The sequence below is a fragment of the Priestia sp. MDV22-iso46 genome (assembly GCF_058629175.1).
In genome coordinates, this window is the sequence record NZ_JBZVWT010000018.1 from 1 (window position 1) to 25199 (window position 25199).

At 37.1% G+C, this 25199-nt stretch carries 28 protein-coding genes; 27 read left to right on the forward strand and 1 reads right to left on the reverse strand.

Features of this window, described 5'->3' with window-relative positions; genetic code table 11:
* Positions 1 to 177: 177 nt before the first annotated feature.
* The 10 genes from AC4NPH_RS29710 (at position 178) to rsmI (ending at position 7166) form a co-directional block, all read left to right on the forward strand.
* A complete protein-coding gene (locus AC4NPH_RS29710; protein WP_013054842.1) occupies positions 178 to 360 on the forward strand; it encodes a sigma factor G inhibitor Gin in 183 nt (60 codons plus the stop codon).
* A gap of 158 nt (positions 361 to 518) precedes the next feature.
* A complete protein-coding gene (locus AC4NPH_RS29715) occupies positions 519 to 1943 on the forward strand; it encodes an aminotransferase class I/II-fold pyridoxal phosphate-dependent enzyme (protein WP_029325197.1) in 1425 nt (474 codons plus the stop codon).
* Positions 1944 to 1959: 16 nt separating this feature from the next.
* Entirely contained in the window at positions 1960 to 2586 is a 627-nt protein-coding gene (gene tmk / locus AC4NPH_RS29720; RefSeq protein WP_013054844.1) for a dTMP kinase, read from the forward strand.
* A gap of 63 nt (positions 2587 to 2649) precedes the next feature.
* Complete coding sequence (gene darA, locus AC4NPH_RS29725) at positions 2650 to 2979, forward strand: cyclic di-AMP receptor DarA (protein ID WP_013054845.1); 330 nt, start codon at positions 2650 to 2652, stop codon at positions 2977 to 2979.
* 33 nt (positions 2980 to 3012) lie between these two features.
* Positions 3013 to 4005, forward strand: a complete 993-nt coding sequence (holB, locus tag AC4NPH_RS29730; RefSeq protein ID WP_013054846.1) for a DNA polymerase III subunit delta' — start codon at positions 3013 to 3015, stop codon at positions 4003 to 4005.
* 4 nt (positions 4006 to 4009) lie between these two features.
* Positions 4010 to 4837, forward strand: a complete 828-nt coding sequence (locus AC4NPH_RS29735; protein WP_013054847.1) for a PSP1 domain-containing protein — start codon at positions 4010 to 4012, stop codon at positions 4835 to 4837.
* Positions 4838 to 4851: 14 nt separating this feature from the next.
* Positions 4852 to 5217: a DNA replication initiation control protein YabA gene (yabA, locus tag AC4NPH_RS29740; protein ID WP_013054848.1), complete on the forward strand. Its 366-nt coding sequence runs from the start codon at positions 4852 to 4854 to the stop codon at positions 5215 to 5217.
* Between the two features lie 78 nt (positions 5218 to 5295).
* A complete protein-coding gene (locus tag AC4NPH_RS29745) occupies positions 5296 to 6042 on the forward strand; it encodes a tRNA1(Val) (adenine(37)-N6)-methyltransferase (RefSeq protein ID WP_013054849.1) in 747 nt (248 codons plus the stop codon).
* A complete protein-coding gene (locus AC4NPH_RS29750) occupies positions 6029 to 6316 on the forward strand; it encodes a GIY-YIG nuclease family protein (RefSeq protein WP_013054850.1) in 288 nt (95 codons plus the stop codon). The genes AC4NPH_RS29745 and AC4NPH_RS29750 overlap by 14 nt, the downstream gene beginning before the upstream one ends.
* Entirely contained in the window at positions 6294 to 7166 is an 873-nt protein-coding gene (rsmI, locus tag AC4NPH_RS29755; protein WP_029325198.1) for a 16S rRNA (cytidine(1402)-2'-O)-methyltransferase, read from the forward strand. Before AC4NPH_RS29750 ends, rsmI begins: the two co-directional genes overlap by 23 nt.
* Before the next feature lie 32 nt (positions 7167 to 7198).
* On the opposite strand, the gene abrB is transcribed toward rsmI, so the two are convergent.
* Positions 7199 to 7489: a transition state genes transcriptional regulator AbrB gene (gene abrB / locus AC4NPH_RS29760; protein WP_170836841.1), complete on the reverse strand. Its 291-nt coding sequence runs from the start codon at positions 7487 to 7489 to the stop codon at positions 7199 to 7201.
* 566 nt (positions 7490 to 8055) lie between these two features.
* On the opposite strand from abrB, the gene metG reads away from it, so the two are divergent.
* From metG to mfd, 17 genes are all read left to right on the forward strand, one after another.
* The gene (metG, locus tag AC4NPH_RS29765) at positions 8056 to 10038 is read left to right on the forward strand and encodes a methionine--tRNA ligase (RefSeq protein ID WP_013054853.1); all 1983 of its coding nucleotides are present in this window, start codon (positions 8056 to 8058) and stop codon (positions 10036 to 10038) included.
* A 71-nt stretch (positions 10039 to 10109) separates the two neighbouring features.
* Positions 10110 to 10880, forward strand: coding sequence for a TatD family hydrolase (locus AC4NPH_RS29770; protein WP_491939339.1), 771 nt, complete (start codon positions 10110 to 10112; stop codon positions 10878 to 10880).
* A gap of 223 nt (positions 10881 to 11103) precedes the next feature.
* Entirely contained in the window at positions 11104 to 11667 is a 564-nt protein-coding gene (gene rnmV / locus AC4NPH_RS29775; protein WP_013054855.1) for a ribonuclease M5, read from the forward strand.
* Complete coding sequence (rsmA, locus tag AC4NPH_RS29780; protein WP_013054856.1) at positions 11661 to 12539, forward strand: 16S rRNA (adenine(1518)-N(6)/adenine(1519)-N(6))-dimethyltransferase RsmA; 879 nt, start codon at positions 11661 to 11663, stop codon at positions 12537 to 12539. Before rnmV ends, rsmA begins: the two co-directional genes overlap by 7 nt.
* Before the next feature lie 77 nt (positions 12540 to 12616).
* On the forward strand, positions 12617 to 13489 hold the full coding sequence (yabG, locus tag AC4NPH_RS29785) for a sporulation peptidase YabG (RefSeq protein ID WP_013054857.1): 873 nt from the start codon (positions 12617 to 12619) through the stop codon (positions 13487 to 13489).
* A gap of 273 nt (positions 13490 to 13762) precedes the next feature.
* The gene (gene veg / locus AC4NPH_RS29790; RefSeq protein WP_013054859.1) at positions 13763 to 13996 is read left to right on the forward strand and encodes a biofilm formation stimulator Veg; all 234 of its coding nucleotides are present in this window, start codon (positions 13763 to 13765) and stop codon (positions 13994 to 13996) included.
* 194 nt (positions 13997 to 14190) lie between these two features.
* Complete coding sequence (locus tag AC4NPH_RS29795) at positions 14191 to 14361, forward strand: small, acid-soluble spore protein, alpha/beta type (RefSeq protein ID WP_013054860.1); 171 nt, start codon at positions 14191 to 14193, stop codon at positions 14359 to 14361.
* 198 nt (positions 14362 to 14559) lie between these two features.
* Positions 14560 to 15429, forward strand: coding sequence for a 4-(cytidine 5'-diphospho)-2-C-methyl-D-erythritol kinase (gene ispE, locus AC4NPH_RS29800; RefSeq protein ID WP_013054861.1), 870 nt, complete (start codon positions 14560 to 14562; stop codon positions 15427 to 15429).
* 56 nt (positions 15430 to 15485) lie between these two features.
* Complete coding sequence (gene purR, locus AC4NPH_RS29805) at positions 15486 to 16307, forward strand: pur operon repressor (protein WP_013054862.1); 822 nt, start codon at positions 15486 to 15488, stop codon at positions 16305 to 16307.
* A 21-nt stretch (positions 16308 to 16328) separates the two neighbouring features.
* A complete protein-coding gene (locus AC4NPH_RS29810; RefSeq protein ID WP_013054863.1) occupies positions 16329 to 16706 on the forward strand; it encodes a RidA family protein in 378 nt (125 codons plus the stop codon).
* Between the two features lie 155 nt (positions 16707 to 16861).
* Complete coding sequence (spoVG, locus tag AC4NPH_RS29815) at positions 16862 to 17152, forward strand: septation regulator SpoVG (protein ID WP_013054864.1); 291 nt, start codon at positions 16862 to 16864, stop codon at positions 17150 to 17152.
* Positions 17153 to 17346: 194 nt separating this feature from the next.
* Complete coding sequence (gene glmU / locus AC4NPH_RS29820; RefSeq protein WP_098197579.1) at positions 17347 to 18726, forward strand: bifunctional UDP-N-acetylglucosamine diphosphorylase/glucosamine-1-phosphate N-acetyltransferase GlmU; 1380 nt, start codon at positions 17347 to 17349, stop codon at positions 18724 to 18726.
* A gap of 18 nt (positions 18727 to 18744) precedes the next feature.
* A complete protein-coding gene (locus AC4NPH_RS29825) occupies positions 18745 to 19698 on the forward strand; it encodes a ribose-phosphate diphosphokinase (RefSeq protein ID WP_013054866.1) in 954 nt (317 codons plus the stop codon).
* Positions 19699 to 19885: 187 nt separating this feature from the next.
* Entirely contained in the window at positions 19886 to 20515 is a 630-nt protein-coding gene (locus AC4NPH_RS29830) for a 50S ribosomal protein L25/general stress protein Ctc (protein ID WP_013054867.1), read from the forward strand.
* A 139-nt stretch (positions 20516 to 20654) separates the two neighbouring features.
* Positions 20655 to 21212, forward strand: a complete 558-nt coding sequence (pth, locus tag AC4NPH_RS29835) for an aminoacyl-tRNA hydrolase (protein WP_013054868.1) — start codon at positions 20655 to 20657, stop codon at positions 21210 to 21212.
* Positions 21213 to 21271: 59 nt separating this feature from the next.
* Complete coding sequence (fin, locus tag AC4NPH_RS29840; RefSeq protein WP_013054869.1) at positions 21272 to 21502, forward strand: anti-sigma-F factor Fin; 231 nt, start codon at positions 21272 to 21274, stop codon at positions 21500 to 21502.
* A 69-nt stretch (positions 21503 to 21571) separates the two neighbouring features.
* Positions 21572 to 25102 (forward strand): transcription-repair coupling factor, encoded by a 3531-nt coding sequence (mfd, locus tag AC4NPH_RS29845; RefSeq protein ID WP_013054870.1) that lies wholly within the window; start codon positions 21572 to 21574, stop codon positions 25100 to 25102.
* Positions 25103 to 25199: the final 97 nt, after the last annotated feature.

A 25199-nucleotide genomic window follows, 5' to 3' on the forward strand; every position in this document is an offset into this window, starting at 1 on the left:
TGGGACTTTGTCCCTGTGAGAGTAGGACGTTGCCAGGCACCTGAAAAAGGACTAGCTATTTTAGCTAGTCCTTTTTTTATTATTCACAGAGTATAAGCTATCTACATAAAATGGGTTAAATGAACTGCATAAAGAAGTTGCATCTTGTCGATACTTATTTAGTGGAGGTGGAGAGTAATGGAAAAACAAATTAAAACATGTTCCGTTTGTCATGAACAGCATACAAAGGGTATTGAGGTGTTTTCCAGCTTTATATGCCAACACTGCGAGGTAGAGATTGTAGAGGTGGATTCATCTCATTTTCGTTATCAATTGTTAGTAGATCAATTAAAGAGAATATCAGGAGCGTTTTCTTACTAAAAGCCCTTTTTTATAAGGGCTTCTTTATATGGTTCAAAAAAATCATCTAAGTTTGTTATAATGAAAGAAAAATGAATTTTGATAGGAAAAATACTTACATATTATATTCTTTTATCAAGTTAACAATGTTATATTTACAAAAAGTAAGGAATGGATGTATGGATACATATTTACCTTTATATAACTGTTTAGTAAGGCACAGTGAAAAGAGGTCACTCTCTTATCACGTGCCCGGCCATAAAAATGGTCAAATTCTACCTTCACATATTCAGTCTTCTTACGCAGACTTTTTGCAATACGATCTAACAGAAATTAGCGGATTAGATGATTTACATGAAGCAGAATCTGTTATTAAAGAAGCACAAGAGTTAACGGCAAAGTTGTATGGAGTAGATGAAAGCTTTTTTTTAGTTAATGGTTCTACTGTAGGCAATCTCGCAGCAATTTTATCTCTTTGTCAAGAAGGAGATAAAATTGCTGTCCAAAGAGATTCTCATAAATCTATTTTTAATGCTATTGCTTTATCAAAGGCATCACCTATTTTTTTAGCTCCTGAAATAGATTCAAAAACACATCTTAGTACAGGTGTATCCATTAAAACAATTAAGGCGGCTTTAGAGCATTCTGAGGATATAAAAGCATTTGTGTTAACAAATCCTACTTACTACGGGGTGGCGCGAGATTTAAAGGAGATCATTGACTTTATTCATGGCTACAATATTCCTATAATTATTGATGAAGCTCATGGAGCCCATTTTATTTTAGGCAATCCTTTTCCTTCTTCAGCTGTTACGTATGGAGCCGACCTTGTCGTTCAGTCAGCACATAAAACGCTGCCAGCTATGACAATGGGTTCTTATTTACATATGCAAGGAACATTAGTAAATAAGCAAGCCGTGCGGCATTATCTACAAGTACTGCAGTCAAGCAGTCCTTCATACCCTATTATGGCTTCTCTCGATTTGGCACGGTATTATCTTCAGCAGTTTACACAGCATGATATCGATAGAATGACTGACAATATTCATTCGTTTGCTGAAAAAATTAATGAGATTGATACACTTTCAACTATCGATGTGAAAACAGATCAAACTGCTACCGACCTTTTGAAAATGACGTTGACTTGTTCGGCGGCAACAGGATATCATTTGCAAAAGGAACTGGAAAAGCAAAATATTTATACAGAACTAGCTGACGTTAACTATGTATTGTTTGTTCTACCGTTAAGCAGCAGTTGGGATTTTAATGATACAATTAAGCGGGTTAGACAAGCAGTAGAGAATATACAGCGTAAGTCATATGAAAAACCACTAATCAAACCATTTCGTTTTTCAAGAGCAACCGTTCTCCTGTCTATGGAAGAAAGAAAACTAAGATCAAAGCATATGTGTTCGTTTGAAGAAGCGATTGGGTGTGTAAGCGCACAATCTGTTATTCCATATCCTCCTGGAATTCCTATTTTAATGGAGGGAGAAACGATTACGAGCAATCATATTGACTATATTTTGCATATTCAAAGGTTAAACGGTCATATTCAAGGCGGCTCTTGTATGGAAAAAGGAAAGATAGAAGTATTTAAATAGAGAAAGGAATTTATACATGTCAGGAACGTTTATTACATTCGAAGGGCCAGAGGGTGCTGGTAAGACGACCATCATCCATATGGTTCAACAAAAATTAATACAAGAGGGCTATACCATTGTATTAACAAGAGAGCCTGGAGGCATACGAATTGCTGAACAAATTCGTGAAATCATCTTAAATCCATCTAACACGGAAATGGATGCCAGAACCGAAGCACTTCTTTACGCTGCGGCTAGAAGACAACATCTTGTGGAAAAAGTGATTCCTGAGCTAAATAAAGGGAATATAGTATTATGTGACCGTTTTATTGATAGCTCACTTGCTTATCAAGGAAATGCGCGGGGTATAGGCGTAGAAGATATTTTTGCTATCAATCAATTTGCTATTGAGCAAACGATGCCACAGGCCACTTTATATTTTGATATTGAGCCTGAGGTAGGGTTAGAAAGAATTAATAATGGTCGAAAAGATGAGATTAATCGATTAGATTTAGAATCCTTAGACTTTCATTACAAAGTACGAGATGGATATTTATCTCTTTTGAGTGAATTTCCAGAGCGTATTCGACGAATTGATGCAAATCAATCCGTTGAAAAAGTCTGTGAAGAAGCTTATAAACAAATAAAATTGATTTTAAAATAAATACAGATGATCGTTATTCTTGCTATACTATTCTTAACAAAAAAGTAAAATGAGGTGTTATTCATGAAATTAGTAATGGCCGTTATTCAAGATTCAGATAGCTCAAAGCTTTTAAATGCACTTGTAGAAAGAGGGTTTCGTTCAACCAAATTATCAAGTACGGGCGGATTCTTAAAATCAGGGAATACAACAATTATGATTGGTACAGATGATCATAAAGTAGATGAAGTACTTGATATTATTAAGGGCCAATGTGAAAACCGCAGACAGATGATTTCTCCTGTGGCACCGATGGGCGGTAATGCAGATTCATACATTCCGTATCCTGTTGAAGTTGAAGTGGGCGGAGCTACAGTATTCGTACTACCAGTAGATCAATTTCATCAATTTTGAGAGAGAAGATTTTAAATAGAAAGTGATGATTGAATGGGAAATACATGGGAACAGCTTGAAGCTCTTCAGCCGAACGTATTAAAGATTTTGCAAAACAGCTTACTTAAAGAGCGAGTTGCTCATGCTTATTTATTTGAAGGAAGCAAAGGAACAGGTAAAAAACAAATTAGTTTTTTGTTTGCTAAAGCGCTGTTTTGCCAAAATCCAGTTAATCATAGGCCATGTCATGAGTGCAGTAACTGCCGGCGAATTGATTCAGGTAATCATCCAGATATTCACTTGATTGAGCCAGCTGGTCTATCGATTAAAAAAGAGCAAATTCAATTCTTGCAATCAGAATTCACAAAAACTGGTGTTGAATCTAATAAAAAGTTATATATTGTGAATCATGTTGATAAAATGACAGTAAGCGCAGCAAATAGTTTACTGAAATTTTTAGAAGAGCCTGGCAACGGAACTTATGCAATTTTATTAACAGAAAATATACAGCGCTTATTAGATACGATTATCTCACGTTGCCAAGTAATATCATTTCGATCTCTTACACCAGAACAGTTAGCTGAAAAACTAGTAGAAAATGGCCTTTCGGCAGTAGATGCGTCCATCTTGTCTAATTTAACAAACAGCATTGATGAAGCAATTGAATTAAGTAAAGATGAATGGTTTGGACTTGCAATAAAGTTAGTGATACAATTATATGAAGTGTTAACAACGAGACCTCAACAAGCTCTTCTTTTTATTCATGAAAAGTGGGTAACACATTTTAAAGAAAAAGAACAAGCTCATATTGGTTTAACTTTATTGATGCTTCTTTATCGTGATTTGTTGACGCTGCAAGTTGGACAAGAGTCTAAAATCGTCTATCGTCATAAAATAGAAGAATTAAAACAGCAAGCTCTTCAGACAACGCAGGAAAAAGCGATTTATCGCTTAGAGGTTATCTTGAAGGCCAAAAATAAATTAAATTCAAATATGAATCTACAGTTATTAATGGAACAGCTGGTGTTGGATTTGCAGGAGGGATAAAAGCTTGTATGATGTAGTAGGCGTTCGCTTTAAAAAAGCGGGAAAAATATATTATTTTGACCCTGGAGAACTTACAATTCCAGATGGTGAGTTTGTTATTGTAGAAACAGTTCGTGGTGTTGAATTTGGCAGAGTGGTTATTAATAAAAAGCAAGTAAGTGAACATGATGTCGTACTTCCTTTAAAAAAAGTAATCCGCATTGCCGAACAAAAAGACAGGCTGATTGTGGATGAAAATAAACAAGCTGCTAGAGAAGCGTATGACGTATGCGTGCAAAAAATTCAATCACACGATTTAGATATGAAGTTAGTAGATGTAGAATATACGTTTGATCGTAATAAAGTCATTTTTTATTTTACAGCAGACGGCCGTATTGATTTTAGAGAGTTAGTTAAAGATTTAGCTGCTATTTTCCGTACGCGAATTGAGCTTCGTCAAATCGGTGTACGAGACGAGGCAAAGCTGTTGGGCGGGATAGGTCCTTGTGGACGTATGCTATGTTGCTCAACGTTTTTAGGTGATTTTGAGCCGGTTTCTATTAAAATGGCCAAAGACCAAAACCTATCGCTTAATCCAACGAAAATTTCTGGTTTATGCGGACGTTTAATGTGTTGTTTAAAATATGAAAATGATGAGTATGAAACGGCAAAAGAACAGCTTCCTGATATAGGCTCAACAATTAAAACTTCAGATGGTTCAGGACGTGTAGTGGGGTTGAATATTTTGGAAAGAATTATTCAAGTGGAACTGTCAGATCACGAACAAATTTTAGAGTATACTCTGGATGAGATCAATAATGAAGGTGCTGTTTCGTTTCAAGCCACAGATTAACGAGGTGGGCAAAGGTGGATAAAAAAGAGATTTTTGATTCGGTGACAAACATGGAGGAACAAATTGGTCATTTATATAAGCAGTTAGGTGAGTTGAAAGAGCATCTTGCTGAGCTAATTGAAGAAAATCATCACCTGCAAATAGAAAATGATCATTTGCGCCGTCGCCTTGACCAGACAAACTTCGAAACGAAGCTGAAAAATAGACATTCAAAAGCAAGCGCTCAAACAAAAGAGCAAAAACAAATTGATATCGGAGAAGGATATGACAATTTGGCTCGCCTTTACCAAGAGGGTTTTCATATTTGTAACATTCATTATGGAAGTGTGCGTAAAGATGGAGACTGTTTGTTTTGCTTGTCATTTTTAAATAAAAAGTAACAACACCTCTCCCTTTTGGAGAGGTTCTTTTTATGAGTAAAAGATATAAATAATAGATGTACAAGGAGAAGAACGACTATGGTTGAGTTATATGGAGATGAACGTTTAGATTATCTATTAGCCGATGAGGAGATGCGCATTATTCAAAGTCCGTCTGTCTTTTCCTTTTCATTGGATGCTGTGCTTTTATCTCACTTTGCTTATGTCCCAATTCGTAAAGGTAACTTGGTTGATTTATGTTCAGGAAACGGTGTAATCCCACTGTTTTTATCTAAACGAACAAAGGGAAAAATCATTGGTGTAGAAATTCAAGAGCGGCTACACAGTATGGCGCAAAGAAGTATTGCGTATAATCAGCTGGACGGACAGATTAAAATGATACATGGCGATTTAAAAAATGCGCCTCAAGAACTGGGTTATGGAAAATATGATGTTGTAACATGTAATCCTCCTTATTTCACCACATCCAATAAAGAAGAGATAAATGAAAACGAACACTTTGCAATCGCTCGCCACGAAATTCATTGTTCGTTGGAAGATGTGATTAGAGCCAGCAGTCAACTAGTGAAGCAAGGCGGAAAAGTGGCATTAGTTCACCGTCCAGGAAGACTATTAGATATCGTTACGTTAATGAGGCAGTACCGTTTAGAGCCAAAGAGACTTCAGTTTGTCTATCCTAAAGATGGGAAAGAAGCAAATACACTTTTAATTGAAGGTACGAAGGATGGAAGTCCAGATTTAAAGATTCTTCCTCCGCTTGTGGTCTACCAAGATAATGATGAATACACGGACGAATTAAAAAGGATTTTATATGGAACAAAATAATCATTATTTTTATGTAGTTGAATGCAAGGACTGTACGTATTACGCTGGTTACACGAATAATTTGCAAAAACGTATTTCTGTCCATAATGAAGGAAAAGGGGCAAAATATACGAGAGCAAGAAGGCCTGTTTCACTAATTTGGCATGAGGTGTTTACTTCTAAAACAGAAGCTATGCAAAAAGAATATTGGTTCAAACAGTTAAGCAGAGTGCAAAAACAGGCTTACATTCGAAGGGAGCAAGAAAAGCAGAATGAAATCACAAAAAAGTTATGATGTATCAAATGAACGAGGCGTTTTATATTTAGTTCCCACTCCTATTGGAAACTTAGAGGATATGACATTTCGTGCGATTCGAATTTTAAAAGAAGTTGATTATATTGCCGCAGAAGATACGAGACAAACGAAAAAACTATGTAACCACTTTGAGATCGATACGCCTATTACAAGTTATCATGAACATAATAAACATACAAAAAGTGAACAGCTGTTAAGCGACTTAGACGGTGAAAAAAATATTGCTTTAGTAAGCGACGCGGGCATGCCTTGTATTTCAGATCCCGGTTATGAGTTAGTGGTAGCTGCCGTTAAAAAAGGGTATACGGTTGTTCCGCTGCCGGGGCCTAACGCAGCATTAACAGCTTTAATTGCTTCGGGACTACCTACAGGGCAGTTTTATTTTTATGGATTTTTAAACAGAAATAAAAAACAGCGTAAAGAACAGCTTCAAGAGCTTCAGTATATTAAGGAAAGCATGATATTTTATGAAGCCCCTCATCGATTAAAAGAAACACTAAAGAGTATAGAAGAAATTTTAGGGAACCGATCTATTGTGTTATGTAGAGAGTTAACAAAACGCTATGAAGAATTTTTAAGAGGAAGCGTATTAGAAGCAATTGAATGGACAAATGCCACAGATATTAGAGGCGAATTCTGCTTAATTCTTGAAGGGACAAATGAAGAAGCGCCAGATGAAAGTAATCTATGGTGGGAACAGCTCACCATTATCGAGCATGTTGATCACTATGTAGAAGAAGGACTTTCAAACAAAGAAGCTATTAAGCAAGTGGCAAAAGACCGAGATGTGTCAAAGCGAGACATTTATAGTGAATATCACGTACATTAAAAAAAGCTGTCTATCATAGACAGCTTTTCGTTTTATTTAGAAGCTTGTAAAGAATCTTGAAGTTCTTTCATGATTTGTTCTGCACCTTCACGGCTTAGAATTAATTTGCCGCTAGCAAGTTGAATGTTATCATCAGATACTTCACCTGTTACTTGGCAAGTCATGTTTGGTTTGTATTTTTTTAAGATGATGCGCTCTTCATCTACATAGATTTCTAGAGCATCTTTCTCTGCAATTCCTAATGTACGACGTAATTCAATTGGAATTACTACGCGTCCTAATTCATCAACTTTACGAACAATACCTGTAGATTTCATGTTAATCGTTCTCCTCTCAGTAATCATTTTTCTATGTTATTACTTTCGTCATTATTCGACAATTTCAATGTACTTTCATAATACCAGCGTTTCCAAAACTAGTCAATCATTTTATATGTAAAAAAATGTAGCTGGTAAAAAAATTTTTTTTCGACTTGTTTACAAGCTAATTGTGACCGTCAGTCAAGGAATGACAAGGGGTTTCATTGGAAAAAAGATTAATCGTCTAAATAGCTTGATATTAACTATTTTGAAGATAGGGTAAATATAATTCGACATAAAACGACAAAATTAGACCTATTTGTCGTTTTCATCAAAGTGACTTTTTGAATGAGGGTATATTTTATATAAAAATAGGGCGAAGCTGATACAATTAACAGGATTATTTTTTGGAAAAATAACGATTATTTAAAAATGAAGTGAATCAGTCATATTCCCGTGTATATAGGAAGAGAATGTTTTGAAATTATCATGTAAAATAGTATGATAGATAGTAGAATAAGAAGACAGGGTTTATATGATTACATACATATAAATCAAAATGTTGAAATGGAATGTTGGAGGTTATGAACATGGCAGATGGAAATAATACATTTTATATTACTACGCCGATTTATTATCCGAGTGGTAAATTACATATAGGGCATGCATATACGACGGTAGCGGGAGATGCAATGGCTCGTTATAAACGTTTGAGAGGGTTTGACGTACGTTATTTAACAGGTACAGATGAACATGGTCAAAAAATTCAGCGAAAAGCAGAAGAGAAAAACGTGACACCTCAGCAATACGTAGATGATATTGTATCTGGAATCAAAGAGCTGTGGGATAAGATGGATATTTCGTATGATGATTTTATCCGTACAACGGAACCAAGACATAAAGAAATCGTGGAAAAGATTTTCGCACGCCTTTTAGAACAAGGTGATATTTATCTTGATGAATATGAAGGCTGGTATTCAGTTCCCGATGAGACGTACTATACAGAGCATCAGCTAGTAGATCCAATCGTTGAAAATGGAAAAGTTGTAGGCGGAAAAAGCCCGGATAGCGGACACCCTGTAGAGCTCGTTCGAGAAGAGTCCTATTTCTTTAAAATGGGGAAATACGTAGATCGTTTACTAGCTTTTTATGAAGAAAACCCTTCATTTATTCAACCAGAGTCCCGTAAAAACGAAATGATCAATAATTTTATTAAGCCTGGCCTTGAAGACTTAGCTGTTTCTCGCACGACGTTTGATTGGGGGGTAAAAGTTCCAGGTAACCCAAAACACGTTATTTACGTATGGATTGATGCGCTTTCTAACTATATCACCTCTCTTGGGTATGATACAGAGAACGATGAAAGCTATCGAAAATATTGGCCGGCTAACGTACATTTAGTAGGAAAAGAAATCGTACGTTTCCATACTATTTATTGGCCAATCATGTTGATGGCACTTGATTTGCCACTTCCTAAGAAAGTATTTGCTCACGGCTGGTTATTAATGAAAGATGGAAAAATGTCGAAGTCAAAAGGGAATGTAGTAGACCCAGTGACATTGATTGACCGCTATGGATTAGATGCCCTTCGTTACTACTTACTTCGTGAAGTTCCATTCGGTTCAGACGGTGTATTCACACCAGAAGCGTTTGTTGAACGTATTAACTTTGACTTAGCAAATGATCTTGGCAACCTAGTTAATCGTACAGTGGCGATGATTAATAAGTATTTTGATGGTGTTATTCCGACTTATGAAGGCAATGTAACAGAGTTTGATGCACTTATCGTCCAAGCTCAAAAAGATACAGTGAATAAATATGAAGAAGCGATGGAAGATATGGAGTTTTCAGTGGCTCTTGCTTCTATCTGGCAATATGTAAGCCGCACGAATAAATACATTGATGAAACGCAGCCTTGGGCGTTAGCAAAAGATGAGAATAAGCGTGCAGAACTTGCTTCCGTTATGACACATCTAGCTGAATCAATTCGTCACATTGCGGTATTACTGCAGCCATTCTTAACGCGTACGCCTGAGAAAATTTTTGCTCAGATTGGTGTAAAAGAAGATGTATTAAAAACGTGGGAAAGCACGACGCGTTTTAATATGCTTAAAGAAGGCACAAAAGTAGAAAAAGGTGAGCCAATGTTCCCTCGTCTAGATCGAGAAGAAGAGGTAGCGTTTATTAAAGAGCAGATGCAAGGGAGTGCTCCAAAGGAAGAAAAACCTGTTGTGAAGGAAGAGCCTTCTGAAGAGATTATGATTGATGATTTCATGAAAGTAGAGCTTCGTGTAGCGCAAGTTACGGAAGTAGAACCAGTTAAAAAGGCAGATAAACTATTAAAGCTGCAGCTTGATCTTGGCTATGAAAAACGCCAGGTTGTATCAGGTATTGCCAAGTTTTATAAGCCTGAAGAATTAGTAGGTCGAAAAGTAATTTGTGTAACCAACTTAAAACCTGTGAAACTGCGCGGTGAACTATCACAAGGAATGATTTTAGCGGGGGAAGATGAGAATGGTCTTTCACTAGCAAGCGTAGATCAAAACTTAGCAAACGGCACGAAGATAAAATAAGTATAGGTAAAAGGGGTGTTTCACGTGTAACATGCGAGGACCCCCTTTTATTCATGGAAAGGATCGATTAGATGTTATTTGATACACATGTTCATTTAAACGCAGAACAGTATGAAGATGATTTGCAAGAAGTAATTAATCGTGCGTTAGAAAAAGGTGTTCAAAACATGGTAGTTGTTGGATTCGATGAACCTACCATCAAAAAGGCTATTCAAATAGCTGAAACGTATGACTTTATCTATGCTAGTGTAGGATGGCATCCAGTAGATGCAGTTGATATGACGGATGAGCACTTAGCTTGGATTGAAGAGTTAGCTCAGCATCCGAAAGTTGTTGCTTTAGGAGAAATGGGATTAGACTACCATTGGGATAAATCATCTAAAGAAGTTCAAAAAGACGTATTTCGCCGTCAAATTCGCTTAGCTCGCAAAGTGAATTTACCTATCATTATTCATAATCGTGATGCAACGGAAGACGTGGTAACCATTTTAAAAGAAGAGCACGTAGAAGAAGTAGGCGGGATTATGCATTGCTTCACGGGCAGTATTGAAGTAGCGAAGCAGTGTATGGATATGAATATGTATATTTCTTTTGGCGGACCTGTTACTTTTAAAAATGCGAAAAAGCCAAAAGAAGTTGCTACAGAGCTTCCTTTAGATAAACTATTAATTGAAACAGACTGTCCTTATCTAACTCCTCATCCATTCCGCGGCAAGCGCAATGAACCTGGTTATGTTTCATACGTAGCAGAGCAAATTGCAGAGTTAAAAGGTATAACGTATGAAGAATTAGCTGCTATGACAACAGCTAACGCCAAAAAGCTATTTGGCATTAATGATTAAAACTTTTTCTCATATAACAATCATTTTCGTGTTAAAGTAAAGATAGGCGCAGAGGAGAATGTTATCCTCTGCCTTTTTCAGTTAAAATAACAGGTAGATGTTTTTTAATTTAGTTGATAATAAGATAAAACGTTGATTTCATAGAAGAAAAATGATGTGCGTAACGAGCATTTCATTTTTACTGAAAAGCAAATGAACAAAACTGAATGTTTTGGAGGAAGCAATGAAGATTAAAGAAATTATTGTAGTAGAAGGCCGAGATGACACTGTAGCGATTAAACGTGCAGTGGATGCGGATACCATCGAGACAAATGGATCAGCTGTAAATGAAGAAACCATTGAGAAAGTAAAATTAGCTCAAAAAACAAGAGGCGTGATTATTTTTACAGATCCAGATTATCCAGGACAGCGAATTCGAAATATTGTTTCAGAACGTGTTCCCGGATGTAAACATGCATTCTTAGATAAAGAAGAGGCTCGCCCTAAAAATGGCAAAGGTATTGGAGTTGAACATGCTTCTATTGCATCTATTCAAAAAGCACTAGAAGATGTGAAGCAAGAGTGGATGGGGGCAGCTATGGAGATTTCTCAAGAGGATTTAATCGTAGCTCGTTTGATAGGAGATAGTAAAGCCAAGTCTCGACGTGAAAGAATAGGGAAGTTATTAAAAATTGGTTATGCCAACGGAAAGCAGCTCCATAAACGATTACAGATGTTCCAAATTTCAAAAGAGGACTTTATCAGAGCTGTTGAGCAGATAAATAAGGAGGAAAAGGGATCGTGTTAAAAGATATTGCAACGCCTAATCGAACCAAGGAAATTTTAAAGAAATACGGTTTTACATTTAAAAAGAGTTTGGGACAAAATTTTTTAATTGATACGAACATTTTACATCGTATTGTTGATCATGCGGAAATAACAGAAGAAACGGGAGCTATTGAAATTGGACCTGGTATCGGTGCCTTAACTGAACAGCTAGCAAAGCGCGCAAAAAAAGTGCTGGCATTTGAAATCGATCAGCGTTTGCTTCCGATTTTAGCTGATACTCTTTCTCCTTACTCAAATGCAAAAGTTATTCATCAAGATGTGTTAAAAGCGGATTTAAAAGGGACGCTCGAACAAGAATTTGAAAACATAGAAGATTTAATGGTCGTTGCGAATTTACCGTATTACGTGACGACACCCATTTTGATGAAATTATTAGAAGAGCAAATTCCGGTACGTGGAATCGTCGTTATGCTTCAAAAAGAAGTTGCCGACCGTATAGCAGCTAAACCGGGAACAAAAGAGTACGGTTCACTTTCTATTGCGATTCAATACTATACAGAGGCTGAGACGGTTATGATCGTGCCTAAAACAGTGTTTAATCCGCAGCCTAATGTAGATTCAGCTGTTATTCGATTGTTGAGAAGACCAAAGCCCGCGGTAGAAGTACAAGATGAAGCATTCTTCTTCCAAGTTGTACGAGCAAGTTTTGGACAGCGTCGAAAAACAATTTTAAACAATCTAGTGAACAACTTGCCAAATGGTAAGCAGAAAAAAGCGGACATTGAGCAAGCACTTTCAACTGCTGAAATTGATCCGAAACGAAGAGGCGAAACTTTATCTATTCAAGAATTTGGAAAGCTAAGTGATCAACTTTTAAAATCATTTCGCTAAATCATCACATTTTTATCATGAAGTCATAGGCTATGAAGAGAATTTATTTTTGAAGTAGCAAAGACGGAGTGAAGCATATGAACATCAAAATTGGTGATATAGTTACACGACCTTCTTATCAAAGAGATTTGCTTTTTCGTGTTATAGCTATTAATGACAGCGAAGCGGGGAAATATGCGACTTTAATAGGGGAAGACGTTCGGTTGATCGCCGACGCTCCTTGTACAGATCTAGAGGTTGTGGATGCTAAAGAACAGGATCAAAGAAAAAAACAAGAAGAAGAACTTTTAGAAAGATCTTTGGAGCTTATTCAACAGGATTATCGGCTCGTTCGAGAGAAAACTGAATATAGCATGACAAATGGATACAGCCATTCACATCGCTTATTTCAAATTCCAGGAAAGGTCCTGCACGTAGACGGAGACCCTAATTATTTACGTAAATGTTTGTTGGTTTACGAAAAAATTGGTGTTCCTGTTTATGGTGTTCATTGCGTCGAGCCAGAAATGCCGGAGAAAGTTGGAAAGCTAATTGAGGATGTAAGACCCGATATTCTGGTGCTGACAGGCCATGATGCCTATTCCAAAGGAAAAGGAAATAAAGATGATCTCCTTGCTTATAGACATTCCAAGCACTATATTCAAACAGTCCAAGAAGCAAGAAAAAGAGTTGGTAATTTAGATCAGCTGGTGATTTTTGCAGGTGCCTGTCAATCGCATTTTGAATTATTGATTCAAGCTGGAGCAAACTTTGCTAGTTCACCTTCACGTGTAAATATTCATGCGCTTGACCCTGTGTATGTAGTAGCAAAACTAAGTTTTACTCCTTTCACGGATCGTATTAATGTATGGGACGTCTTACGTAATACATTAACGGGTGCTAAAGGTTTAGGAGGAGTAGAAACAAAAGGGCTGCTTCGCACGGGCATGCCTTATGAAAGCGATGAGTAGCAATAAAAACAACTGGTTACAGCATGTACACGCATGATGTGCAACCAGTTGTTTTTTCGTATGAAGCCAAAGTATACGCTTAATTATACAAAATCATTTTCAATATTTGCTAAAGATATACATATTTCGTTGAAAAACGAGCATACTAACAGCGAAATGTAGATTCATGTTGAAAATTATTTATTGACACAATTAGAGATAGATTGTTATAATTTTATGTTTTTGACTATTTTTCTAACATGTGTTACACTATACATAGTGAGGTGGACCAATATGGCGAAAACTTTGTCTGATATTAAGCAAGCGCTGGATTTGCACCTAGGCCAACGATTAACTTTAAAAGCAAACGGTGGTCGTAGAAAAACAGTAGAACGTTCAGGTGTATTAACAGAAACGTACCCATCTGTTTTTATCGTTGAATTAGATCAAGAGGAAAACTCTTTGGAGCGCGTTTCGTATAGTTACGCAGATGTGTTAACGGAAACAGTGCAACTAAAATTTTTCTAAGAATGACATAGGCAATATAGCAAGTGGTGATGAGCAGTGGACATTGGTTTACTGCTTTTTTATTGGTCTTTTTTTCAAATTATATATGCATTATTTTTTATACATACTATACATATCGTCCTCGCGTTTCTTATGTAAAAGAGCGAGGAGATTCAGGTTGAAATTTCATTTTATACGTAAAGGAGCCATGTGCAATGTCAAGGCGTAGAGGGATTATGTCATCGAAGCTGAAAGAAGAACTGGCTAAAGAACTTGGTTTTTACGATACTGTACAAGCAGAAGGCTGGGGCGCTATTCGGGCAAAAGACGCAGGCAATATGGTGAAGCGAGCTGTAGAGCTTGCACAGCAGCAGCTAAAGCAATAGCATAGTGAAAATCAATGCTTATACGACTATTTAAAGTGAAATGAGGAAAACCGAAGTGTATAACCGCTTCGGTTTTTTTGTCCCAAAATGAAAGATAAAACAGAGGATTAAACAAAGATGTTTAAATGAACAGCTATATCTTGTTCATTTTATGATAAAATAGCGTTAAACTCGATAAGATGAAGTAGGTGAAGTAAGTTGAAATTAATGGTGAAAGCACCGGCTAAAATAAATTTGTCACTTGATGTGTTACATAAACGTCCAGATGGTTACCATGAAGTTAAGATGATTATGACAACAATTGATTTAGCGGACAGAATTGAACTTTCTGACCGTGAAGATGGACGAATTGTTATCTATTCTCATAATCGCTTTGTTCCAGATGACCAGCGAAATCTCGCTTATCAGGCAGCGCAGATTTTGAAGCGACGTTATAACATTTCAAAAGGTGTAAATATATTAATTGATAAACATATTCCAGTAGCTGCTGGATTAGCTGGAGGCAGCAGTGACGCGGCTGCTACATTACGCGGTTTAAATACGTTATGGGAATTAGGGTTATCATTAGACACACTTGCAGAAATAGGGGCTGAGATTGGCTCTGACGTATCTTTTTGCGTGTACGGAGGGACAGCTCTTGCTACAGGGCGCGGAGAGATTGTAGAGCATATTGAGGCACCTCCAAGCTGCTGGGTGATTTTGGCTAAGCCTGAAATAGGTGTTTCTACAGCAGATGTATATCGAAACTTAAAAATTGAAGAGATGGATCATCCTAAAGTAGATGAGATGGTTCACGCCATACAATCAGGAAATTATGATCAAATGTGTAGCCTTGTAGGAAATGTATTGGAAGCAGTAACGCTGAAAATGCATCCGGAAGTAGCTCTCATTAAAGAACAAATAAAGCGTTTTGGCGCCGATGCTGTGCTCATGAGCGGCAGTGGGCCAACTGTATTTGGACTTGTACAGCATGATTCACGTATGCATCGCATTTATAATGGATTACGTGGCTTTTGTGATAAAGTTTATGCAGTTAGGCTACTAGGTGAACGAATAACGCTTGAATAAATCCGTATGTTAATGTTATATTTACATTACAATATTCGGATTTTCAGGAGGATGTTATGAAGTTTCGACGTAGTGGACGATTAATTGATATGACCAACTATTTCATTCAAAACCCTCAGCGCCTTATCCCTCTTACGTATTTTGCAGATAAATATGACTCCGCAAAATCATCTATTAGCGAAGATATGGCGATTATTAAACAAACTTTTGAACAGCAGGGTATCGGAACTTTGGTTACGCTACCAGGGGCTGCCGGCGGAGTTAAATTCATTCCAAAGATGACGAATGAAGAAGCCGGTCAGCTTGTTCAAGAATTATGTGGGTTGATTGAAAAACCTGAGCGTTTACTGCCAGGTGGATATTTATATTTAACTGATATTTTAGGGAACCCCCGCGTTGTGAATAAAATCGGTCGCTTGTATGCATCGCTTTTTGCTAACCGCAAAATCGATGTGGTGATGACTGTAGCAACAAAAGGTATTCCTATTGCGTATGCGGTTGCTCAGTATTTAGACGTGCCCGTTGTTATTGTGCGCAGAGACAGTAAAGTAACTGAAGGATCGACCGTTAGTATTAACTACGTGTCGGGTTCATCTAAGCGCATTCAAACGATGCTGTTAGCTAAAAGAAGTTTAGCGGTGGGGTCAAATGTACTCATCATTGATGATTTCATGAAAGCTGGCGGTACTGTAAATGGAATGGTTAGCTTGCTTGAAGAGTTCGATGCAACTGTTGCTGGTATTGGAGTTTTAGTAGAATCAGAAGATATTGAAGAACGTTTAGTGGATGAGTATGTGTCCCTTGTACAATTAACAGATGTAAATATCAAAGATAAACAAATTCGTGTACAAGAAGGCAATTACTTAAAATATATTTGATCAAGTAAGGGAGAGGAACATATGTTACAGGTTCAAACAAAAAATGCACCGCAAGCTATTGGTCCATATTCACAGGGAATTGTTGTGAATAACTTGTTTTACAGTTCAGGTCAAATTCCACTTCGTCCAGATGGTACGTTGGTCGAAGGAGATGTTCAAGTACAAGCTACTCAAGTATTTGAAAATCTAAAAGCAGTTCTTGAAGAAGCTGGAGCTTCTCTAAATACAGTTGTAAAGGCAACCGTGTTCATTAAAGATATGAACGACTTCGCAGCGTTAAATGAAGTCTATGGCGACTACTTTGGCGACCATAAGCCGGCACGTTCATGTGTAGAGGTAGCGAGACTACCTAAAGATGTACTTGTTGAAATCGAAGTTATTGCGCTCGTTAAAGGGTAATTAAATTAACAAATTTCTAACAAAAAGCAAGTAACTTCCAATTGTTCACTTTTTTTGCGAAAATTTTCTAAAAATTTTTTCTGAATAGCAGGAAAACACAAAATTCTGTGGAATTAAGTATGTAAAGCTTCGCATAGAAAAAGGTGGTGAACAAGATGGAAGTAACTGACGTAAGATTACGCCGCGTGAACACTGAAGGACGTATGAGAGCGATTGCTTCAATCACATTAGATGGTGAATTTGTTGTTCATGATATTCGTGTGATTGATGGTAATAATGGCTTATTTGTAGCCATGCCAAGTAAACGTACACCGGATGGTGAGTTCCGTGATATTGCACATCCAATCAATTCAAATACTCGCGGAAAGATTCAAGATGCTGTTTTAGCAGAATATCATCGTTTAGGTGAGGTAGAAGTTGAATTTGAAGAAGCGGGTGCTTCGTAAACATATGATACATTAAGAGTCTACTGAAAAGTAGGCTCTTTTCTTTTTGATTACCACTTATATAATTTCACACCTTTGTAAAACTTTAGCATTACCAAAAAATAAAATTCATGACTTATAAATGATTCCTTGAAATGCTGTCATTTTTGATATAATATTCTTAATGGATAAAAAGGTAAAATTGGAGGCCTGTTATGTCAAAAAGATATGCAGTCATATTGGCAGCTGGTCAGGGTACACGTATGAAGTCATCTTTATATAAAGTGTTACACCCTGTGTGTGGCAAACCGATGGTGCAACACGTAATTGATCAGTTATCACGTTTGGATTTAACAAATTTAATTACAGTTGTAGGTCACGGTGCCGAAAAAGTGAAATCACATGTTGGAGATACAAGCTTATTTGCTTTACAAGAAGAGCAGTTAGGAACAGCTCATGCAGTAATGCAAGCAGAATCTTTACTTGCACATGAAAAAGGTACGACAATTGTTGTATGTGGAGATACTCCGCTTATTACAGCTGAAACAATTGAATCTTTATTAAAGCATCATGAAGCAACAAATGCAATGGCAACTATTTTAACAGCTCATGCAGAAGATCCAACAGGATATGGACGCATCATTCGAAATGAACAAGGTTCTGTTGAAAAGATTGTTGAGCATAAAGATGCCACGGAACAAGAGCGTCTTGTACAGGAAATTAATACTGGTACGTATTGTTTTGATAATGAGAAATTATTTGAGACACTTTCAAAAGTTTCAAATGATAATGTACAGGGAGAGTATTATTTACCTGATGTTATCGAAATTCTAAAAAATGAAGGTCAAATTATTTCTGCATATCAAACATCCGATTTTGCTGAAACATTGGGCGTTAATGATCGATTTGCTCTGTCTCAAGCAGAAGAAACAATGAAAAAGCGCATCAACAAGCAGCATATGTTAAATGGAGTGACGATTGTGGATCCTTCTAACACGTACATTTCAGCAGATGCTGTCATTGGCAGAGATACGTTTATTTATCCTGGTACGGTTATTCAAGGAACAGTTGTAATTGGAGAGAATTGTGAAGTAGGACCTAACAGTGAAATTAAAGACTGCAAAATAGGTAATAATACTTCTATTCGCCATTCTGTTGCTCACGATAGTGAAATTGGTCACGAAGTCACAATTGGCCCATTTGCACATATTCGTCCTCAATCATTAATTGGAGATGAAGTGCGCGTAGGAAACTTTGTAGAAATTAAAAAAGCATCTTTTGGCAAAGGTAGCAAAGCTTCTCATTTAAGTTATATTGGAGACGCAGAGGTCGGAAAAGGTGTAAACTTAGGGTGCGGATCTATTACAGTTAACTACGATGGGAAAAATAAATTTTTAACAAAGATTGAAGATGGGGCATTCGTAGGATGTAACTCAAACTTAATTGCACCTGTAACAATTGGTGAAGGCGCCTATGTTGCAGCTGGTTCAACCGTAACGGATGATGTGCCAGGAAAAGCATTATCAATTGCTCGTGCGAAACAAGTAAATAAAGAAAACTATGCTGAAAAGCTTGATATTAATAAAAAATCCTGACGGAGGTTTCACAATAAAATGTCAAATGTATATGCTGATGAAAATTTAAAGTTATTTACGCTAAATTCAAACAAGGCTTTAGCTGAAGAGATCGCAAAAGTAATTGGTGTGGAATTAGGTAAATGTTCGGTTGATCGTTTCAGTGACGGTGAAATTCAAATTAACATTGAAGAAAGTATCCGTGGTTGTGATGTATTTATCATTCAATCAACAAGTGCTCCAGTTAACGAACACTTAATGGAATTATTAATTATGATTGATGCATTAAAACGTGCATCAGCTAAAACGATTAACATCGTTATGCCTTACTATGGCTATGCTCGTCAGGATCGTAAAGCTCGTGCACGTGAACCAATCACTGCCAAATTAGCAGCAAATATCATTGAAAAAGCGGGAGCTACTCGTATTATCACATTAGATTTACATGCTCCTCAAATTCAAGGTTTCTTCGATATTCCAATTGACCATTTAGTAGGTGTTCCAATTTTAGGTGAATACTTCAAGAGTAAAAACCTTGATGACGTTGTTGTTGTATCTCCGGACCACGGTGGCGTAACGCGTGCTCGCCGTTTGGCGGAACGTCTAAAAGCGCCGATCGCTATCATTGACAAACGTCGCCCACGTCCAAACGTAGCAGAAGTTATGAACATTGTTGGACAAGTGGAAGGAAAAACAGCAATCTTGATTGATGACATGATTGATACAGCTGGTACAATTACAATTGGTGCAAGTGCATTAATTGAAGCAGGTGCAAAAGAAGTATATGCTTGTTGTACACACCCAGTGCTTTCAGGCCCTGCGATTGAGCGTATTCAAAACTCTACAATCAAAGAGCTAGCTGTAACAAACTCTATTGCTTTAACAGAAGATAAGAAAATTGATAAAGTAACAGAACTTTCAGTAGCTCCGTTAATCGGTGAAGCGATTATTCGTGTTCACGAAGAGCAATCAGTTAGTACATTATTTGATTGATAAATAGAACCTCTTTCCATTTGGAAAGAGGTTTTTTTGAAAAAAATTTAAATGTGCTAACCCTTGATTTTAAAGCGCTTTGGACGGAATGACCAAAGATATATTACTGTTCAAACTGGGTTTCATGTTTAGCAACCTTCTAAAAAGGGTACATTTTAAGTAGAAAACATACTGGAAGGTGAATAAAATGAGTATTTCAATTCAAGCAAATAAAAGAACGGATTTCAAAAATTCTACAAATAGAAAGATTCGCGACGAAGGAAACTTCCCAGCGGTTGTTTACGGAAATAAAACAGAATCCACACCTATTTACTTAAACAGTGCTGATTTTATTAAGACTATTCGTGAAGCAGGACGCAATGGAGTGTTAACATTACAAGTGGATAAGCAAAAATATTCCGTAATGTTACATGATATTCAAACCGATCCATTAAAAAACGAAATTGTCCACGCCGATTTCCAAGTGGTCGACATGAAGAAAGAAATTGATACTGAAGTTTCTTTATCTCTAGTAGGAGAAGCAAAAGGAACAAAAGAAGGCGGCGTATTACAGCAGTCCCTACATGAAATTTCATTAAAAGGCTTGCCGCAAGATATCCCATCATCTATTGATGTAGATGTATCAGGTTTAGGAATTAATGATACAATCACAGTAGCGGATATTAAGGTAGATAAAAAGCTAGAAATTACGCATGATGCACAAGATACAGTTGCTTCTGTACTACCTCCTCAACAGGAAGAAGAGCCGGACAGCGGCGAAGTTCAGGATGCTGAAGGCGATGTTGAAGCAACAAAAGAAAAAGATAACGAAGAATAATATAAAAAGACGTAACCAAAAGGTTACGTCTTTTTGTGTGAATTGATTATAATAAAAGTGATACTATATAGTAATGTAAAACATTAAAGACATTTACCTATTATGTACAACTTACATAGAGTGGAAAGGAGTATCTATTTTGAAATTAATCGTTGGTTTAGGAAATCCTGGAAAAGAATATGACCGTACTCGTCATAACATAGGATTTATGGCAATTGATAAAATTGCTGAACAGTTTATGATTTCATTAGATAAAACAAAGTTTAACGGAATATATGGAACAGGTATAATAAAAGGAGAAAAAGTCATATTATTAAAGCCTCTAACATATATGAATTTATCAGGAGAAAGTATTCGCCCGTTAATGGACTATTTTGATATAGACGTCGAAGACTTGCTTGTTATTTACGATGACTTAGATTTACCGTGCGGAAAAGTAAGATTGCGTACAAAAGGAAGTCCGGGCGGCCATAACGGAATAAAATCAATTATTCAGCATTTAAAAACCCAAGAGTTTAACCGAATTCGTATTGGAATTGATCGTCCGAAAAACGGTATGAAAGTAGTTGATTACGTACTAGGGCGCTTTACAGAAGATGAAATGGTTCATATGGAAGAAGCGATGAAAACGTCTGTACACGCGAGTGAAGATTTTTTAGGTAAAACGTTCTTAGAAGTAATGAATCGCTATAATTAAGTAGAATAAAATTTCTCTCAATCGTCCATACTAACACTAAAAGATTTGGGAGGATTTGTATGTCTATTCATTATTTCTGTAGACATTGTGGCGCAAAAGTCGGTATGATAGAAAAGACAGCTCACAATACAGAAGCACTCGGTTTTAATCACCTAACCGCAGATGAACGAAAAGACTTTATTCACTACCATAATAGTGGAGATATCGTGGTTAAAATTATTTGTGAAGACTGTCAAGAAGCGCTAGAACGAAATCCAGACTATCATCAGTACGAAACATTTATACAATAAAAAGCTTTGGTCTCAAACCAAAGCGTTTTTCTGTTTAGTTTAGACATATCATGGGAGGAGGGAATTCCTTTGCGAGGGATTAGACAGCAATTTGAAGAAAATAAAGAAATTGGAGCTGTTGTCAGCAGTTTAGAAGAAGGTTTGAAAGAACAGTTAGTAACGGGAATTTCCGGTTCAGCTCGATCTGTATTAATGGCACTCTTAAATGAGGATAAAAAATACCCCTTATTAGTAGTGACTCATAATTTATATCAAGCTCAAAAAGTGTATGAAGACCTTTTGCATCTTTTACCGGAAAAAGACGTTTTCTTATACCCTGTTAACGATTTAGTTGCTACAGAAGTGGGGATTGCAAGTCCAGAATTAAAGGCTCAGCGAATTGAAGTACTCAATTATTGGAGTCAACATACAGGTGGAGTAGTTGTAACACCGCTTGCAGGAATTCGAAAGCTGCTGCCTCCTAAAGCAAGATGGGAGCAAACGCAGCTGCCGTTTCAAATGGGAATTGACATCGACGTTGATCATTATTTAAAAAGGTTAGTTGAGTTGGGTTATGAGCGGGCATCGATGGTTTCAGCTCCGGGTGAGTTTAGTGTGCGCGGAGGAATCATTGACATTTATCCGTTAACAGAAGAGCTACCTGTCCGAATTGAACTATTTGATACGGAGATTGATTCCATTCGTACTTTTACAATCGAGGATCAACGCTCTCAAGAGCAGTTAAAAGAAATTTCAATCGGCCCTGCTACGGAAATCATTGTGAACCGAAATGAAGTGGCCCAAGGAATTGAAGAACTAGAAGCACAGCTGGCTTCGACGCTGCAACAAGTGAAAAACGCAGCGCTAAAAGCTACCTTAACAGAAAATATTAAAGGTGAAATTGAACAGCTGCGTCAAGGTCAACTTCTTGAAAATATGTTCAAGTATTTATCATTCTTCTACGAATCGCCTGCTAGTTTACTAGATTATTTACCAGAAGGCGGCCTTGTCATCTTTGATGAGACAACTCGAATTCAAGAAACGTCTGATCAGCTTGAAACAGAGGAAGCTGAATGGATAACAGAATTATTAGGACAGGGGCAAATTGTTCGAGACGTTCAATTATCTCATAAGCTCCCATCTCTTATTCAGCGAGCAAAACATCAGTTTTTATACTTATCGTTATTTTTGAAGCACGTATCGTATACGAGCCCGCAAAATATTATTAATATTTCATGTAAGCAGATGCAGCAGTTTTACGGCCAAATGAACTTATTAAAAAATGAAATTGAACGTTGGAAAAATGCTAATTATACGGTAGTCCTCTTAGGAGCAGATAAAGAGCGCGTGAAAAAACTCGAAGGTGTGCTAGCAGATTATGATATTGATTCATCTATTTTAGATGGAAATGGTCAGCTTGTGCCAGGTCTTGTTCAAATTATTGAAGGCGATTTACAAATGGGCTTTGAACTGCCGATGCAAAAATTAGCTGTTTTAACCGAGGAAGAATTGTTTAAAAAACGGGTAAAGAAATCAAAGCGTCGTCAAAAGCTTTCCAATGCAGAGCGTATTAAAAGCTATTCAGAGTTAAACGTAGGTGACTATGTCGTTCACGTGAACCACGGTATTGGCCGTTATTTAGGAATGGAAACGTTAGAGATTAACGGTAATCATAAAGATTATATCCATATCAAATATGAAGGCTCTGACAAGCTGTACGTTCCTGTTGAACAGATTGATCAAGTACAAAAATATGTAGGCTCTGAAGGGAAAGAGCCAAAAGTATATAAACTTGGCGGAAATGATTGGAAGAAAGTGAAACGAAAAGTTGAGTCTTCTGTTCAAGACATCGCTGATGACTTAATTAAACTGTATGCAGAGCGTGAAGCAAGTAAAGGTTATGCATTTTCCCCAGATGGCGATTTACAGAGAGAATTTGAAACAGCTTTCCCTTATCAAGAAACCGAAGATCAGCTTCGTTCTGTACAAGAAATTAAAAAGGATATGGAACATGAAAGACCAATGGATCGTCTGCTTTGTGGAGACGTTGGATATGGAAAAACAGAAGTAGCCATTCGTGCTGCGTTTAAAGCTGTGACAGATGGAAAACAAGTGGCTATTTTAGTGCCAACCACTATTTTAGCTCAGCAGCACTATGAAACCATCCGTGAGCGTTTTCAAGACTATCCAATCAACATTGGGCTATTGAGCCGCTTTCGCAGCCGTAAACAGCAGCAAGAAACAATTAAAGGGTTAAAAAACGGGACCGTAGATGTAGTGATTGGTACACATCGTTTACTATCTAAAGACGTGATTTATAAAGATTTAGGATTGTTAGTTATCGATGAAGAGCAGCGTTTTGGTGTAACGCACAAGGAAAAAATCAAGCAAATGAAAGCAAACGTTGATGTCCTTACACTCACAGCAACACCTATTCCACGAACATTACATATGTCTATGTTGGGCGTAAGGGATTTGTCTGTTATTGAAACGCCGCCTGAAAATCGTTTTCCGGTTCAAACATATGTAGTGGAGTATAATCCGGTTTTAGTTCGTGAAGCGATTGAGCGTGAGTTAGCGCGTGATGGCCAAGTTTACTTTTTATATAATCGCGTAGAAGATATTGAACGAAAAGCAGAAGAAATTTCGATGCTCGTGCCTGATGCTAGGGTAACGTATGCCCACGGAAAAATGAATGAAACCGAACTCGAAGCGGTTATCTTAAGCTTTTTAGAAGGCGAATATGACGTGATTGTGAGTACAACCATTATCGAAACAGGAGTAGATATTCCCAATGTAAATACGCTTATTGTTAATAATGCTGATAAGATGGGATTATCACAACTGTATCAATTAAGAGGGCGTGTAGGTCGTTCAAATCGCGTGGCATATGCGTACTTTACGTATCACAAAGACAAAGTACTGACAGAAGTAGCTGAAAAGCGTCTGCAAGCTATTAAAGAATTCACCGAATTAGGTTCTGGTTTTAAAATTGCTATGCGTGATCTTTCAATACGTGGTGCCGGAAACTTACTGGGTGCTCAGCAGCATGGATTTATCGATTCTGTCGGTTTCGATCTCTACTCACAAATGCTTAAAGAAGCGATAGAGGAAAGACGCGGGTCTGACGGAGAAAGTGTAAAATTTAATGTGGAAATGAATCTAGATTTAGACGCGTATATTCCTGATCAGTACATTACAGACGGCCGCTTGAAAATTGAGATGTATAAGCGCTTTAGAGGAATTGAAGGACTAGAGGATATTCAAGAATTGCAGGATGAAATGATTGATCGTTTTGGAGAGTATCCGGCTGAGGTTGAGTATTTGTTTAAAGTAGCTGAAACAAAAGTATATGCAACGCAGAACTTAGTAGAATCTATTCTTCAGTCAAAACAAGAAATTTCTATTCTGCTGTCTGAAGAAGCGAGCTCAACGGTAGACGGCCAAAAATTATTCATGCTAGGTGATCAATTTGGCAGAATGGTCAGCTTAGGTATGGAAGGCAAGAAAGTAAAATTAGTGGTTAATGTAAAAGGACTTGCTCAAAAAGAATGGCTCAATATTGTGTATCAGTTAGTAAAAGGAGTAGCCACTGTTAAAAAAGAACAAGTTACCAATTAAAACAGGCAAGACAAAAGTATTTTAGTTAAAGGAAAATCCGAACGATGAATTGAGGTTCTTGATAAAGAATCCAACTCGTTCGGATTTTTTTATTGAT